Consider the following 16,756-nt stretch of genomic DNA (forward strand, 5'->3'; position numbering starts at 1 on the left):
GTTCAGTAGAAAGGTCATTGCCATGCGTTTGATAAACCGCCATCCGGATCGTGCCGGTCGCCTGATACTGGTGATCCTGCCGTTCGCCCTGTTGCTGTTCGCCTATTTCATGGGCTCGGCCACCCGGCTTGCGGAAAACCCCAGCGACAAACTGCTGCCCAGCGCGGTACAGATGGCCGATGCGGTCAAGCGCATGGCGTTCGTTGCCGACCCGCGCAGCGGTGACTACCTGCTGTGGCAGGACAGCGCATCGAGCCTGCAACGCCTGGCCATCGGCCTGGGGATCAGCGCGCTGTTGGGTCTGTGTCTGGGCATCGCAGCGGGCATCCTGCCGTTGTGCGGCGCAACGCTGTCGCCCTTGCTGACGGTACTGTCGATGGTGCCGCCGCTGGCCATTCTGCCGATTCTGTTCATCGTGTTCGGTCTGGGCGAGTTGTCGAAGGTGGTGCTGATCGTGATCGGTATCACACCGATTCTGGCCCGTGATCTGGAACAGCGTGCCCGGGAAATTCCGGTCGAGCTGCTGATCAAGGCGCAGACCCTCGGCGCCTCGACCTGGACGCTGATCCTGCGGGTAGTCCTGCCGCAGTTGCTGCCGCGTCTATTGATTGCCCTGCGCCTGGTGCTGGGTTCGGCGTGGCTGTTCCTGATCGCCGCCGAGGCCATCGCCTCGACTGACGGTCTGGGTTACCGGATCTTTCTGGTCCGCCGCTACCTGGCGATGGACGTGATTCTGCCGTATGTAGTGTGGATCACCCTGCTTGCCTGGCTGATGGACTGGGGCCTCAAAGCCCTGACCCGACGCGCCTTTCCCTGGTACGAAGGAGCGCGGACATGAGCTTTATCTGTGCGCGCAATGTCTGGCAGCAATACGACGATCAGGTGGTGCTTGAAGGCCTGAATCTGGACGTGGCAGAAGGCGAGTTCTGCACGCTGGTCGGCGCATCTGGCTGTGGCAAATCGACTTTTCTGCGCCTGCTGCTGGGTCAGGAAACCCCGAGCCGTGGTCTGATCACGCTGGACGGCAAGGCCCTGCGCAATGAGCCAGACGCCAGCCGTGGCGTGGTGTTTCAGCGCTATTCAGTGTTCCCGCATCTGTCGGTGCTGGACAACGTGGCGCTGGGTCTGGAGCTGCCCCGCTCGGCGTGGCTGGGCCGACTGTTCGGCCAGGCAAAAAGCGAGGCGCGCGAGCACGCTGCGCAACTGCTCGGCAAGGTTGGCCTGGGGCATGCGCTGGATAAATACCCCACGCAATTGTCCGGCGGCATGCAACAGCGTCTGGCCATTGCTCAGGCACTGATCATGAAACCCCGCGTGCTGCTGCTGGACGAGCCCTTCGGCGCGCTCGACCCCGGTATTCGCAAAGACATGCACCACTTGCTGCTGGACCTGTGGCGCGAAACGAAGCTGACCGTGTTCATGGTCACTCACGACCTGTCCGAAGGTTTCAACCTCGGCACCCGCCTGCTGGTTTTCGACAAGGTCCGCCACGACCCGCACGAACCCGGCGCCTATGGCGCGCGCATCACTTACGACATCCCCCTCAACAGCGAACGCCGCGCCGAACGCGCCGCCATCGATTCGCTGCTCAACGTTTCAGAGGAGCCCGTTCAATGACTGACTCAACCACGCTGTACCCGGTTTTCGCCGAAGAGATGCTGCCCGGTGGCGGCCATCGTTCGTTCATCCTCAAGCGCGGCGAACTGCTGCGCCTGACCGACCTGCACGGCAACGCCAACGTCAGCCTGACGCTGCTCAACGCTCACGAAAAAACCGAGCGGCTGAACCTGCCCGACAGCCTCAAATGCCAACACACCGCCAGGTTGAGCAACGGCCATTGCCTGTATTCGGACATGGGCCGTGTGCTGGCGGCCATCGTCACTGACACCTGCGGCTGGAGCGACAGCATTGGCGGCGTGCTCAACGCTCAGGAAGTCGCTGAAAAATACGGCCAGGGCCGTTATCAGGAATTGCGCAACGGCTTCTTTCGCAATGGCGTCGACAACCTGCTGGTCGAGCTGGGCAAATGGGGGCTGGGGCTGTCCGACCTGCTGATGACCCTTAACCTGTTCAGCCGTGTTGATGTCGACGATGCAGGAACCCTGCACTTCGCGCCGAACAACTCAAAAGCCGGGGATTACATCGAACTCTACGCACCGATGGACACGCTGGTGGTGCTGACCGCGCTGCAACACCCGATGGACCCCAACCCGGAATATGCCCCGCAACCGCTGAAGCTCAGCTGGATGAAAGCCGACGCCAGCGTTGCCGAGCACTGCCGCACCTCGCGCCCGGAAAACGAGCGCGGCTTCATCAACACCGACCGCCTGTTCGCCTGAGGAGCCCTGTCATGAATTCACACACTCACATTTGCTGCGACGCAACCATACCGGCAGGCGAGCCGTTCCTGGCCGAAGTCAAGGCCGGGCAGACCGTGCGCATCCTCGATCTGCAAGGCAACCAGGCGGTCGATACGCTGTTTTTCAGCCTCGCCAACCCGCGTGAACGCTACGACGTACAACGCACCTTGCGCCGCCAGAACAGCGTGTACCTGACCACGGGCAGCGTGCTGTTTTCCAATCTCGGCCAACCGATGCTGACCATTGTCGATGACACCTGCGGACGCCACGACACGCTCGGTGGTGCATGCGCGCAAGAGAGCAACACCGTGCGCTACGCCCTGGAAAAACGCTACATGCACAGCTGCCGCGACAACTACCTGCGCGCCTGCCTGCACGACGGGCGTCTGACCAAGGCCGACATCGGTCCGAACATCAATTTCTTCATGAACGTGCCGGTGACAGCCGAAGGCGGCCTGACCTTCGAAGACGGTATTTCCGCGCCCGGCAAATACGTCGAGCTGCGCGCTGAAATGGACGTGATCGTGCTGATTTCCAACTGTCCGCAGCTCAACAACCCCTGCAACGGCTACAACCCGACGCCTGCGCAGTTGCTGATTCGCGACTGATCCGGCACCAGCCCTCAGCAACGGACGACCGTTGCGTAGATAGATCAATAGCGGGACGGCCCGCTTCCCATCACGAAACCGAGCGCGACTGGGTTTCCGGGGTTATGCCATGTTCGACAAACTGCTGATCGCCAACCGTGGCGCCATTGCCTGCCGTATCCTGCGGACCCTGCGCACTTTGCAGGTGAAAGGTGTGGCGGTGTATTCAGAAGCCGACGCCGCAAGCCTGCACCTGATGCAGGCCGACGAAGCCCACAGCCTGGGCGAAGGCGGCGCAGCGGGGACTTATCTGGCGGTGAACAAGATCCTCGCCATCGCCAAAGCCAGCGGCACCAGAGCCATTCATCCTGGCTACGGGTTTCTCTCCGAAAACGCTGCGTTTGCTCAAGCCTGCGAAGACGCCGATATCGCCTTCGTCGGGCCGACGCCCGAGCAACTGCGCGTCTTCGGCCTCAAGCACACCGCTCGCGCACTGGCCAGACAGCACGGCGTGCCCATGCTGGAAGGCACCGAACTACTCGACAGCCTGGAATCAGCCATCGCAGCGGCGCGTGATATCGGCTATCCGGTCATGCTCAAGAGCACTGCAGGCGGTGGCGGGATCGGCATGCGGGTGTGCCGCAGCGCTGAGGAGCTGGCCGACTCGTTCGAGGCGGTGAAGCGCCTTGGTCAGAACAATTTCAGCGACGCGGGTGTGTTCATCGAGAAATACATCCAGCGTGCCCGCCATCTGGAAGTGCAGGTGTTTGGTGACGGTCAGGGCGAGGTGCTGGCGCTCGGCGTGCGTGACTGCTCGGTGCAACGCCGCAACCAGAAAGTACTGGAAGAAACCCCGGCCCCCAACCTGCCCGACGGCATGGCCGATGAACTTTGCGCGGCAGCCATCAAACTCGCCAGAGCGGTCAATTACCGCAGCGCAGGCACCGTCGAATTTGTCTTCGACAGTGAGGATCAGCGCTTCTACTTTCTGGAAGTGAATACACGTCTGCAGGTCGAACACGGCGTCACCGAGCAGGTGTGGGGTGTCGATCTGGTCAGCTGGATGGTGCAACTGGCTGCCGGAGACCTACCACCGCTGGAGCAATTGCAAGCCGGCCTGAAACCGTCCGGCCATGCCATTCAGGCACGGCTGTATGCTGAAGATCCGGGCCGTGACTTCCAGCCCTGCCCCGGCCTGCTGACGGCGGTGAATTTTCCGCCTGCCGATGGCCATGCACTGCGCATCGACACCTGGGTTGAAGCGGGCTGCGAGATACCGCCGTACTTTGACCCGATGATCGCCAAGCTGATCAGTTGGGCGCCGACCCGCGAGCAGGCCAGCGCCGGGCTGATCGATGCGCTGAACGAGACGCGCCTTTACGGGGTCGAGACCAATCGCGACTACCTGCGCCAGATTATTGCCGACACGCCGTTCGCCAGCGGCCAGCCATGGACCCGCTGCCTGGAAGGTCTGGTGTATCACGCTGACACGTTCGAGGTGTTGAGCGGCGGCACGCAAACCAGCGTTCAGGATTATCCGGGACGACTGGGCTACTGGGCGGTCGGTGTACCGCCATCCGGTCCGATGGACAGCCGCGCGCTGCGTCAGGGCAATGGCCTGCTGGGCAATGCCGAAGGATGCGCTGCGCTGGAAATCACCATGAGCGGGCCGTTGCTGCGCTTCAATACCGATGCAGTGATCGCAGTAACCGGTGCGCAGATCCCGATCGCGCTCGATGGCGAACCCTGCGCAATGTACACCGCGCTGCTGGTGCGCGCAGGCTCGACCCTTGCGCTGGGCACCATTGCCGGTGCTGGCGTACGCAGCTACCTGTGCGTGCGTGGCGGGCTGGACGTGCCGGATTATCTGGGCAGCAAAAGCACCTTTACCCTCGGTCAGTTCGGCGGGCATGGCGGGCGGGCGTTGCGTGCCGGTGATGTGCTGCACATTGCGCCGTTGCTGGATCGTAGCGCGGGCCAGTGGATTGCCGATGACGCACTTGAAGCGCTGCCTGACATTCGCCGGATAAGGGTCATTTACGGCCCTCATGCTGCGCCGGAATACTTCACTGAAGCATACATCGAGACGTTTTTTGCAACCGACTGGGAAGTGCATTTCAACTCCAGCCGTACCGGCGTGCGCCTGATCGGCCCGAAACCCGAATGGGTCCGCGCTGACGGTGGCGAGGCAGGTCTGCACCCGTCCAATATTCACGACAACCCCTATGCGATCGGCGCGGTGGATTTCACCGGCGATATGCCCGTGATCCTCGGCCCGGACGGACCGAGCCTGGGTGGGTTCGTGTGCCCGGTAACCATTATCGAAGCGGACTTGTGGCAGCTGGGGCAGTTGAAGGCTGGAGACAAGGTCCGGTTTCATCCGGTGAGTGTCGAGGCATGTCATGCAGCGATGAATTCAACGATGGACCCACGTGGGAGCGAGCTTGCTCGCGAAAGCGATATTCCACACGCAGAAAATACATCGACTGTACCGACCTCTTCGCGAGCAAGCTCGCTCCCACAAGGCACCGCGAACTCCTGTGGGTGCGAAGCTGTGCGCATAGAGGATTTGCCCTCCCCGGTCATTCTCGACATAGGTCAGGACGATAAACGCTTGGTCGCACGCCTGTCCGGCGATACCCATCTGCTCCTGGAAATCGGGGCGCCGGAGCTGGATCTGGTGCTGCGCCTGCGCGGCCATGCCTTGATGCTGGCGCTGGAGGCCAAGCAACTGGAGGGCGTGATTGACCTGACGCCAGGTATTCGTTCGCTGCAAGTCCATTACCGCCCCGAACAACTGCCGCTCCGGCAATTGCTCGACATCGTCGCCGGAGAGTGGGACGCAGTGTGCGCAGCGAAAGACCTGCAAGTGGCGTCGCGCATCGTCCATCTGCCGTTGTCCTGGGATGACCCGGCCTGTCAGCTGGCCATCGAGAAGTACATGACCACCGTGCGCAAGGACGCACCGTGGTGCCCGAGCAACCTGGAGTTCATCCGGCGCATCAACGACCTGCCCAATCTTGACGAGGTGCAGCGTACGGTGTTTGACGCCAGTTATCTGGTCATGGGGCTGGGCGATGTGTACCTCGGCGCACCGGTCGCCACGCCTCTGGACCCGCGTCATCGGTTAGTGACCACCAAGTACAACCCGGCGCGCACCTGGACCGCCGAGAATTCGGTCGGCATCGGTGGCGCCTACATGTGCGTGTACGGCATGGAAGGCCCCGGCGGCTATCAATTCGTCGGCCGCACGCTGCAGATGTGGAATCGCTACCGCGACGTTGCCGCCTTCGAGGGCAAACCGTGGCTGCTGCGCTTTTTCGACCAGATCCGCTTCTACCCGGTCAGCGCCGACGAATTGCTACGCATCCGTCGCGATTTCCCGCTGGGCCGCTTCGACCTGAACATCGAACACAGCACCTTGAACATGGCCGACTACCAGGCCTTTCTGAGCCGCGAAGCCGACGGCATTAAAGCATTCCGTGCTCAGCAACAGTCCGCGTTCAACGCCGAACGCGAACGCTGGATCGCCAACGGCCAGGCCGACTTCCAGAGCGATGAAGGCGTCGCCCCAAACACCCAAGAACTGCCTCTGCAAACAGGCCAGCAAGGCGTCGACAGCCATATCGCAGGCAATCTCTGGCAGGTCCAGGTGCAACCCGGCGAGCGTGTCGAAGCGGGCGATGTGCTGGTGATTCTGGAGTCCATGAAAATGGAAATCCCCCTGCTCGCGCCGGTCGCAGGAGTGGTGCAGGAAGTCCGGGTGCAACCCGGCTCTGCAGTACGCGCAGGGCAACGGGTGGTGGTGCTGGCAGCAGACTGAACCCATCAATTTTTCACTTTCAATGGAATCGCGTCATGAACGACACAGCACTGCCCAATGACCTGCGCCTGGATACCGTACGCACCGCTTACCTGTCCGGCCAGACTTCCCCACGCCAACTGATTCTGGCGCTACGGGAAAAAGCCGCAACGCTCAACGCGGATTATCACCTGTTCATTCACCTGCTCAGCCCGGCTGAACTGGAGCCTTATCTGGCCGCGCTGGAAAATCGCGATATTCATCGCCTGCCACTGTATGGCGTGCCCTTCGCGATCAAGGACAACATTGATCTGGCCGCCATTGCGACCACCGCTGCCTGCCCGGCGTACGCCTACACCCCAGAGCGCTCGGCGACCATCGTCGAGCAATTGATCGCGCTGGGGGCGGTGCCCATGGGCAAGACCAATCTGGACCAGTTCGCCACCGGCCTGAATGGCAGCCGCTCGCCCTATGGCGCCTGCCCTAACAGTGTCTTGAAAGAATACCCGTCCGGCGGCTCAAGTTCCGGCTCGTCACTGGCCGTCGCGCTGGGGGTCAGTAGCTTTTCGCTGGGCACCGACACAGCGGGTTCGGGCCGTGTGCCCGCAGCGTTGAACAATCTGGTGGGGCTGAAAGCCAGCAAGGGGCTGATTTCCACCGCCGGTGTCGTACCTGCTTGCCGTACGCAGGATTGCGTGTCGATCTTTACTGCCACAGCAAGGGAAGCCAGCCAGTTGCTGGGGCTGGTTGCCACGCTTGATCCGCGCGATGAATACAGCCGACACAACCCGCAGTGGAATGACGTTTCGGCTTTCGGCGCACCTCGGCCGTTTCGCTTCGGCGTACCGCGCGCTGAAGATCTGGAATTCTTTGGTTGTACCGAAGGACCGAGGCTGTTCAGCGCGGCCATCGCCCATCTCACTGCGCTGGGCGGCGAAGCTGTCACGGTAGACCTGTCGCCGTTTCTCGAAGCTGCGCGGCTGCTGTATGAGGGCCCGTGGGTGGCAGAGCGCTACAGCGTAGCCGGACAATTAATGGAAGAGCATCCCGACGCGGTATTACCAGTGATTCGCGACGTGCTGGCCAAGGCACCCCAGGTCAGCGGGGTCGATACGTTTCGCGCGCAATACCGTTTGCAGGCGCTCAAGGCGATTTGCGATCGGGCGCTTGAAGGGCTGAACTGTGTGGTAACGCCGAGCATCGGCCGCCCGGTAACGTCAGCAGAACTGGCTGCGGAGCCGGTGCTGCGCAATTCTGAGCTGGGCTATTACACGAACTTCGTCAACCTGCTCGACTACGCCGCTATCGCCGTGCCCAGCGCATTCATGAGCAACGGCCTGCCGTGGGGCATTACGTTGTTCGGACGGGCATTCACCGATCAATACCTGCTCAGCCTGGCCGATGCTTTCCAGCGGCACACCGACCTGCCTTTGATCGGCGGTGAAGCGCCTCGATTGCCCGCGCCGAAGACCGCAGCAGGTAACGATATGGCCCGGTTGGTGGTCTGCGGCGCGCATCTGGACGGACTGGCGTTGAACTGGCAGCTCAAGCGACGCGGTGCCCGCTTGCTGGAGTCCACACACAGCTCAGCCGACTATAAGTTGTTCGCGCTGGCCGGTGGCCCGCCATTTCGTCCAGGCATGGTACGGGTGGCCGAAGACGGTGTGGCCATTGAGGTGGAAGTCTGGGAGTTGCCCAGTGTCGAGCTGGGTTCGTTTCTGACCGGCATTCCGGCACCGTTGGGCCTGGGTAAGGTGCAACTGGCCGATGGTCGCTGGGAGACGGGGTTTATCTGTGAAGCCTACGGCCTGACAGGTGCTCGCGACATCAGCCATCTCGGCGGCTGGCGTGCCCACTTGCAACAGATGTAAGCGAAAAGGCGGCATGCTCTGACATGCCGCCCTGTCTGAAACGGCTCTGTTGCCTGGAAGGCTCTGCCACTACTACATAGTTATGTCATGTTCGGATGGCCTTGCCGACATAGTGCGCATCCACTCACTTCGACCAGCCGTCATGAACCACATCTGGAGTCCGCTTCGCCAGGACACCCTCTTTCACGCCTCATCGTTTCTGCTGGAACAGCCAAGCGTTCTGCTGCCAGAGTACAGTCACAACCGACACGATACGCTCAATGCCTCGGCGCCCTTTACCCTGCCTGCGCTCCGGTTTCCATCCCGTGAACAGCCACTGCCGCCGCTGGCCGAGAAGCACGATACGCAAGCGACGCGAAATACGACCACACGCATCGAGCGCACGCTCGACGCACTGCGCAAAAGCCCGGGCTTCGAGCTGATCGCCAACTCGGCCTTGCTCCTTGAAGCCTGCCAGCTGGATATGGACTTCCCGCCGACTCGAAAACACTATGTCCGCCAACAACTCATCATGCTGCTCGAACAAAAGACCGGCAAGACGCTGGACCCGGACACGCTGCGGATCACGTTCAGCACGCAGACCCTGCCCGCACTGAACGACGAGGGGCATGAGCGTTACAGCATTGCCCTGTCGCTGACCAACGTGGCGTTGGCGGTCTTCGATCCGGAACAGTTCGTGGCGCTGTATCGCAGTGAAATCACCGACACGCCCTTGTCCGAGGAAACCCCGTTACTGAGCGCAAGGCAGGTGCTCAAGTGGATCAGCGAGACACCGCTGGATCGAGACTACAGCATGGCTCTGGAGGCTTTCAGGGCACGGCACACAGTCACCTGCCGCACCTTGTCGCGGTTGGGTTTTCTGGATGCGCTGGCTCGCCAGTTCTTCCACGGGCACATCAGCCGTGACGGCTATTTCCTGACGCTGGACGCCCTGGGTCTCAGCGATTTCCCGGCCGACGCAGCGACACTGAAACAGAGCGGCTGCGGTGAGAAATCAGAGGTTCGAGTAATGTCACTCAACGGCGAAACGGTACCGGGCATTTTTCAGGTCAGGTCGAAAACCACCTCCCACTGCTTCATTCACATACTGAGTGCCAAGGGCAAAGTCATCGAATACATCAGTGATGATCCGGAACAGATGACCAGCAGGCTGCTGGAGGCCATGAATGCCTCGGGGCTCTATGGCTATGCGTTGCATGCACTTGATCAGGACGCAGGCATCGTTGCCAGCGCGCCGCTGCTCGCAGAAGACGTTTTTACCGAACTGACCCAGGCAGCATTCGCCGAGACACAGCTCAACAGCCAGAACATCGACCTGCTCAAGACCGTATCGCGCAGCCTCAAGCTGGCCGGGGCGGCAGACCTCTGGCAGACCGCTCCTGCCCTTCTGGAACACATTCCCTCGGCCTCCAGAATGGCTGCACAAATCATGGCGACTTATCTACTGGAACATCACGGTCTGACGCTCAACCCTGACCACGTGTTCATCGCCTATCTACCCGGTAACTCGATCAGCCCGCTGGGCGGAGCCCGCAATCCAGCCACGCATGTTCATACGCCCGATGAAAAACCGATCAGCCTGAGCGAAGCGCTGGTGATCAACTACAGGGTCGATTATCCCGAGGGCTATATTGATCACGAGGGTATTACAGAGGTCTTTCGCGACACCACCGGCCAGGGCGTACGCGCTCAGGGCCAGAGTTTGGCGATCAAGCCGCAGGCACTTGAAGACTATATCAAGGCATTCGATTTCCTGAGCTGGATGACCACACGTATTCAAGCGTTCTGGGGACAACAAAAAGAAGCCATCGAACAGGCACTCAGATCAGCCTTTATCCATCAGGCGCTGATCAGCCTGAAGCGCGGTAGCCTCAAACGCAGCGGTTTCGATCAAGTCGTTGAAGCGCTCGCCCCTTCTGCGCCAAATCACTGGCTGGTACTTGGCTTCTTCGTTCAGGGCTCGCTGCTCGACGGCATGGAATATCAATACACCGGGCTGTTGATACTTGAGCAACCCGGTAAACCGAAGGTGCTCTATCAGCCTGGGTATCCCGAAGCCTTTATCGAGTTTTCGGACGACGATGCACTTGAACGCTATCTGAACCTGAAGACCGCCCAACCGGACTGGCGTGAAGCCGTGATGCGCTACGTTCCCGTGCGCCATCACCAACGTCTGCACTACCTGTTCAAGCTATGGGCCGGCGTTCAGGCACCAGGCCCGCCCGTCTCCATACTGCGCCCGTGGACGGATGCGCTGTACAACCCTGACACTCGAAAAGCCCTGCACCACTCATTGTGTGAAAAAAAACTGGAGGGCTCGCCGTTCGATTATCTGCATCAACTCATGAAACAGAATTCGCTGGCTGATGCACAGGAGCAGATCGTGACCTGCGAACAGGTTTCGCTGGCGTACTGGACAGACCGTCTACACCATTTACAGCGTTTGCTGGTGCCCATGTCTCTGTTGCTGACACCGGCGTTTTTAGCGTCGCTGGCAGCGGATGTCGGCCTTACTGCACTGAGCGTTGCCTCCGCGAATTTGCCGGGCAGTCGTTACGCAGAAAAGAATCAGGCGCTGCTGGCAACATTATCGCTGGGCTTGTTACAGCTTGGGCCGCAGACACCGAGACTACTGCGCACACTGACCAAAATCGTCAAACCTGCCGCTCATACAGCGGGGGCGTCTTTAGCGTTGTCCGGTGGCTCACGAGGCTCCAGCCGTTTAGGCGCGCGGCCATTAAAACCGCGCCAGACACGACTGGAAAAATTCTTTCATACCGACGCCCTTCTAAAACGCTGGACCATCACCAGCATAGTGTCGCCCGGTTTGTTGCCGGTGCATGCCTGGAAGCTGGGCCGTCGTTTCCTGCTCTGGACGTCGGACAGAGGTCAGGCGCGGACACTGGTGGTCAGCACCCACGGGTACTACACGCCTTGGGCTACGACAGTGAAGATCCCCAACGGCACGGAGATCCGCACCTATGCGCCGCATGGTTATGAATTGGTCGACCCCAAATTGCACCGTATCGTCAACAAGAATGCCCGGCCGTTTGCCATCTCCAATACAAAGGAAAATATCCTGATGTATTCAGTAGCCGCGCATGAGCCATTGTTGATGACTGACAAGATACTCGCGGGCACGTCGCTGCCTGGCAGGCTTAAGAACTACAGCCTGTCCAAGTTCCAGACAACCAGTTACGAAACCTATGACGATATTGCACGGGTGGTAGGCAACTCGAACGCATCGCCCCTCAAGGGCTGGTTACCGCCAACGCCAATGGATGTACTGACGGTACGCAACCGCTTCGGCAAGGCGCCCCCTTCGTTGAGCGACCTGTTCAACAGTCTGTCGACACAGGGCATTCATTACGACAGGGTGTTGCTGGTGCACTGCCGATGCGCAGCAATATCTGCACTGTTGCGCCGCGCACCGGTTTATCATCCCCCTGCAACATAGCCAATTGGCAGAAGCGCCTGAATCAACTGCCACGATCATCGAGCAAGACAATCGCCATGAACGACACCCGCCTTTGCCCTCTGTGCGGTTTCAGCAACCAGTGCAGCCTGGCTGACCCGCGTACGGCAGACCAGGCCTGCTGGTGCTTTTCGGAAAGCATCGACCCTGCTTTGCTTGAAGCCTTGCCTGCGGACATTCGCGACAAGGCGTGTCTGTGTCCGCGTTGCGCCGGAATCCAGGAGGCCGCATCCGGCCAGCCTGCCGACCGGATCAACGAGTAAGATGCGCCCCCCATCCCCTGTCAGCCACTATCGCCATGCGTCTTGACCGCTTCCTCAGTAACCTGCCAAGCCTCAATCGCAAAAGCGTGCGCCTGGCGCTGGCCAGCGGGCGGGTGCAGGTAGACGGGCAAACAACCAGCGACCCGCACCACGAAGTCCGTGAGTTCAGTTGCGTAGCGCTCGACGGGGAAATACTGCAAGCCGGCAAAACTGCCCGCTATTTCATGCTGCACAAACCTGAAGGCTGCGTCAGCGCGACAGTTGATACACAGCACCCGACAGTCCTCGACTTGCTGGACGAGCCTGACAGACACGAGCTGCATATCGCCGGGCGGCTGGACTTCAACACCACTGGCCTGATGCTGATTACCAACGATGGTCAATGGTCACGACGCCTCACCCAGCCGCAGACAAAAATGCCCAAAGTGTATTACGTCGAGACCGAACAACCGATCGACGAACGCTACGCGGCCACATTCGCTGCTGGAATGTATTTTTCATTTGAGAACATCACCACGCAACCGGCGCAATTAACCCTGCTGGGGCCACGTAGCGCACGCCTGACTATTGTCGAAGGTCGCTATCACCAGGTGAAACGGATGTTCGGTCACTTCGATAACAAAGTGCTGCGCCTGCACCGGGAGAATATTGGCGAGCTGGCGCTGGACTCAGCCTTGGCACCCGGCAGCTACCGCGCGTTGCACGCTACGGAAATCAGCCTGTTCTGAAAAGTCACAACCGTTTGGCGGATTACGCAAACAAGGTACGAATGACACTTGCGGGTTAACGGATCGACTGCTTGACTGGGATTGTCAGTCCTTATGCGACTGATGAGTCAATCCATTATTCCAAGAAACACTTTGTCGTATCGAGCCGCTGGCTCGCGACACATTGCCCGCCAATAACAATACCTGTCGAACAGCTTATCGGATCGACATGGGCCTTTAATCGGCTATCGCCTGCCTGTCACGAAACTCGTGCAACGTCATGTGCACGCTTACCTGTTTACGCCAGGAGTTACACCTATGTCGCCAGAAAAAGCAGTGCTGGACATACAAGGACAGTTTCGGGTTTATACCGAGTTCTATCACACCGATGCCGCCGCAAAGACCATCATTCTGGTCAACGGCTCACTGGCCACCACCGCGTCATTTGCTCAGACCGTCCGCAACCTTTACCCCACATTCAACGTGGTGCTGTATGACCAGCCTTACTCGGGCAGGTCCAAGCCACACAACGTGCACGGCGCACCGCTGACCCGGGAAGAGGAAGGCCAGCTGTTGCTGGAACTGATCGACCATTTCAACGCCGAGCACGTTCTGTCCTTCTCCTGGGGCGGCGCAGCTACGCTGGTTGCGCTGGCGCATCAACCAAGACGCATCGAAAGCGCGGTCATCAGCTCGTTCTCACCGGTTATCAACGGTGCCATGCGCGAGTACCTGGACAAAGGCCTCGACTACCTCGGCGCACATAGCCGTTACGACATGGGGCATCTGATCAACAACACTATCGGCAAACACCTGCCGTCGCTGTTCAAGCGCGTCAACTATCGCCACGTCAGCAGCCTGGACGGTCATGAATATGACCAGATGCACTATCACTTCAGTCAGGTACTCGAGCTTGACCCGGACAATTACCTGACAGCAGGAAAGCGCATCAAGGCCCCGGTACTGTTCATCAATGGCGCCTGGGACGAGTACACCTCCGCGAACGACGCCGCGCAGTTCTCCCGATACCTGCAGAACTGCAGCTTCAGCACCATCGAAGCCACAGGCCACTTTCTGGACATGGAACACAAGGCCGCCTGCCGCGACTCGAAACAGGCGCTCATGAACTTCCTGCAACCGGCACAAGCGTCATCCAGCGTCTACAACCGGGTTCAGGGCCACCATGCTTTCGCCTTCTGAAACACGTCAACGCCTCTCCGTCAGCCCACACGCATGTGCAGCTGGCGGGGGGTGTGCGAGGGTGTGATCAGGAGGGAAATCGCTGCGCGGTGAAATTAGCGCTTCAAATAAAGGCAGGGTTCTGGTACAAAGTCAGCCGCTCAGAGCAGGTCCCAGAGCGGGTATAGTTTAGTGGTAAAACGAAAGCTTCCCAAGCTTTAGTTGAGGGTTCGATTCCCTCTACCCGCTCCATTTCTCTCCTGACACGTTAATTCTCCTCAAATCTCCGAATGGCACGTAGCGTGACAACCTCTACCGCTGTCCGAGCGGGATCTACGCTTCTTCGCATAGCTGCTCATGTTCAGTATCGCCTCTATCTTCAGTCAGACTGATATCCATACATCAACGCGTTCCAGCCACCTGACCGCCGAAAAAGCGATAGTACGCAGCGTCTGGAATGACGACTTACCAAGCTTGGGTACATGCTAACGACTTGGCAGGAAGCACGTGCTCGCGCCAGCTCAAGCGTCAGAACCCTGGAAACTGAAATCAACTACCTGACAGTTTTTTGAAGATGACCTGCGAGCGTTAACAGGCCACTATCCGTTGCACCCAAGCCATCAAGTTCAGAGGGGCCTGAGGGTAACCAACACCCCGCCAGTCCCATCCTCAATCAACCAAATAGTAACGTCAGGCGCAACACCTTTGACCTTATCCCCCCGGGGAGGATAAGGTGTCAGCCTGGATCATTCACCAAACAGGCTCAAGCGATGAGTGAGCACGAACATCCGTATGACCATACGCACCAGTCACACGAGGCGATCATCAAACGTCTCAAGCGTGCAGACGGCCACTTGCGAAGCATCATCACCATGATCGAAGACGGCCGCGAATGCGTGGACATTGCTCAACAGCTTCATGCAGTCGAGAAAGCGATATGTCAGGCGAAACGCACGCTGATCCAGGATCATATCGATCACTGCCTTGAAAACACCATGGGTGCTCTTGCCAAAGGCGAGCGAGCGCCACTTGAAGCCTTCAAGCAAATCACTAAATACCTGTAAGGCCTCACATGCCCGACTTTGCCGATTTATTGCAGCGAGGCGGTGCACACGCTTGGCTGTACTTCCCCAGCGCCATACTTTTAGGGGCATTGCACGGCTTGGAGCCAGGGCACTCCAAAACCATGATGGCGGCATTCATCGTGGCCATTCGGGGATCGGTGAAGCAGGCTGTCATGCTCGGGCTGGCGGCAACGCTTTCCCATACCGCTGTTGTCTGGTTGGTCGCCATCGGCGGCATGTATTTGGGTCAGGGCCTGGATGCCGAAACGACCGAGCCCTACTTTCAACTTGCGTCCTCAGCGCTGATCATCGCCATCGCGCTGTGGATGCTGTGGCGCACATGGCGTGGCGAGCAGCTGTTTAAATTCGAAGAAGAAAACGGTGCCCACAGCGATCACCACGACCACGAAATACACCACCAAAGCCATGACCATGACCTGGAACACCAGCACGGCCATAGCCATGATCACGGCAATCCGCAAAGATTCACGCTGGCTGCCGAGGGCTATCAGGATGCTCATGAGAAGGCCCATGCCGAAGACATTCGCAAGCGGTTCACCCACCGAGAGGTCAGCAACGGTCAGATTCTGATGTTCGGTTTGACCGGCGGGCTCATCCCTTGCCCAGCCGCAATCACTGTTTTGCTGCTGTGCCTGCAAGTGAAGCAAGTCACGCTGGGGGCCGCGATGGTGCTTTGTTTCAGCATTGGTTTGGCAATCACTTTGGTGACTGTCGGAGCCGCTGCCGCTATCGGCGCTCGCAAAGCATCAAGCCGTTTTCCCTGGCTCAATGCAGCTGCCCGACGAGCTCCGTATCTTTCCAGCGTGTTGATCATTTGCGTCGGCGTGTACGTGGGTGTCCACGGCTGGAACGGATTGTATTCGTGAGATGACATCGTGTTCGAGCTGACCAGCTATCTGGGCCTCTTTGCCGTGGCATTTGGTGCCGCAACGCTTCTGCCGCTGCAGTCTGAAGCAATGCTGGCCGGTATGCTCCTTTCGGAACGCTACGCGACGACTCTTCTTTTGGTGACGGCAACGACGGGCAATGTTCTGGGGTCGGTCGTGAACTGGTATCTAGGGCGCTCGATTGAACGCTTTCGGCACAAGCGCTGGTTCCCCATCAGCGAGCGACACCTCGACAAAGCGCAAATTATTTACAGGCACCATGGACGCTGGGCATTGCTGCTCAGTTGGGTGCCCATCATCGGTGACCCGATCACCATGATCGCCGGTGTCATGCGCGAACCGCTTTGGAGCTTTCTTCTCGTCGTCACTTTTGCAAAAGCTTTACGCTATTTGACGCTGACAGCGATCACGCTGGGGTGGGCGGTATAGAGGTGATCGGCGGTGGCGGCTCGAATAGTGGGTAGACACTCCAGATAGAGTGCCCGGTTTCGCTTTGATACTTATTTCAATTTTGCAAAAAATTGAAATAAAACCCCAACC

General features: G+C 59.3%; 13 protein-coding genes and 1 tRNA gene. All 14 read left to right on the forward strand.

Going from position 1 to position 16,756, the window contains the following annotated elements; translation table 11 throughout:
• The first annotated feature begins 22 nt into the window (after positions 1–22).
• The 14 genes from RYC17_RS05210 to RYC17_RS05275 all read left to right on the forward strand — a co-directional run bounded on the left by RYC17_RS05210 (position 23) and on the right by RYC17_RS05275 (position 16,645).
• Positions 23–838, forward strand: a complete 816-nt coding sequence (locus RYC17_RS05210) for an ABC transporter permease (RefSeq protein WP_058400808.1) — start codon at positions 23–25, stop codon at positions 836–838.
• Complete coding sequence (locus tag RYC17_RS05215) at positions 835–1,617, forward strand: ABC transporter ATP-binding protein (RefSeq protein ID WP_058400807.1); 783 nt, start codon at positions 835–837, stop codon at positions 1,615–1,617. Before RYC17_RS05210 ends, RYC17_RS05215 begins: the two co-directional genes overlap by 4 nt.
• Positions 1,614–2,339 carry an urea amidolyase associated protein UAAP1 gene (locus RYC17_RS05220; RefSeq protein WP_058400806.1) on the forward strand — a complete coding sequence of 242 codons (726 nt, stop codon included), beginning with the start codon at positions 1,614–1,616 and terminating at the stop codon, positions 2,337–2,339. The genes RYC17_RS05215 and RYC17_RS05220 overlap by 4 nt, the downstream gene beginning before the upstream one ends.
• An 11-nt stretch (positions 2,340–2,350) precedes the next feature.
• Positions 2,351–2,968, forward strand: a complete 618-nt coding sequence (locus RYC17_RS05225; protein WP_005735135.1) for an urea amidolyase associated protein UAAP2 — start codon at positions 2,351–2,353, stop codon at positions 2,966–2,968.
• 109 nt (positions 2,969–3,077) lie between these two features.
• A complete protein-coding gene (gene uca, locus RYC17_RS05230; RefSeq protein WP_316902611.1) occupies positions 3,078–6,770 on the forward strand; it encodes an urea carboxylase in 3,693 nt (1,230 codons plus the stop codon).
• Between the two features lie 35 nt (positions 6,771–6,805).
• Complete coding sequence (gene atzF / locus RYC17_RS05235) at positions 6,806–8,620, forward strand: allophanate hydrolase (RefSeq protein WP_316902612.1); 1,815 nt, start codon at positions 6,806–6,808, stop codon at positions 8,618–8,620.
• Positions 8,621–8,762: 142 nt separating this feature from the next.
• A complete protein-coding gene (locus RYC17_RS05240) occupies positions 8,763–12,077 on the forward strand; it encodes a dermonecrotic toxin domain-containing protein (RefSeq protein WP_122258651.1) in 3,315 nt (1,104 codons plus the stop codon).
• A gap of 56 nt (positions 12,078–12,133) precedes the next feature.
• Positions 12,134–12,358, forward strand: a complete 225-nt coding sequence (locus tag RYC17_RS05245; protein WP_057402902.1) for a cysteine-rich CWC family protein — start codon at positions 12,134–12,136, stop codon at positions 12,356–12,358.
• Between the two features lie 35 nt (positions 12,359–12,393).
• Complete coding sequence (locus RYC17_RS05250) at positions 12,394–13,086, forward strand: pseudouridine synthase (RefSeq protein WP_058400800.1); 693 nt, start codon at positions 12,394–12,396, stop codon at positions 13,084–13,086.
• Between the two features lie 297 nt (positions 13,087–13,383).
• Positions 13,384–14,265, forward strand: a complete 882-nt coding sequence (locus RYC17_RS05255) for an alpha/beta fold hydrolase (protein ID WP_057402904.1) — start codon at positions 13,384–13,386, stop codon at positions 14,263–14,265.
• A gap of 157 nt (positions 14,266–14,422) precedes the next feature.
• Positions 14,423–14,496: transfer RNA gene (locus RYC17_RS05260), tRNA-Gly, on the forward strand.
• Positions 14,497–15,014: 518 nt separating this feature from the next.
• Positions 15,015–15,308 (forward strand): metal-sensing transcriptional repressor, encoded by a 294-nt coding sequence (locus RYC17_RS05265; protein WP_005745585.1) that lies wholly within the window; start codon positions 15,015–15,017, stop codon positions 15,306–15,308.
• Between the two features lie 8 nt (positions 15,309–15,316).
• Positions 15,317–16,195 (forward strand): nickel/cobalt efflux protein RcnA, encoded by an 879-nt coding sequence (locus RYC17_RS05270; protein WP_058400796.1) that lies wholly within the window; start codon positions 15,317–15,319, stop codon positions 16,193–16,195.
• Between the two features lie 9 nt (positions 16,196–16,204).
• Complete coding sequence (locus RYC17_RS05275) at positions 16,205–16,645, forward strand: YqaA family protein (RefSeq protein WP_058400795.1); 441 nt, start codon at positions 16,205–16,207, stop codon at positions 16,643–16,645.
• Positions 16,646–16,756 lie beyond the last annotated feature (111 nt).

The organism is Pseudomonas syringae group sp. J248-6, from assembly GCF_032586995.1.
GTDB classification, from domain to species: Bacteria; Pseudomonadota; Gammaproteobacteria; order Pseudomonadales; family Pseudomonadaceae; genus Aquipseudomonas; species Aquipseudomonas amygdali.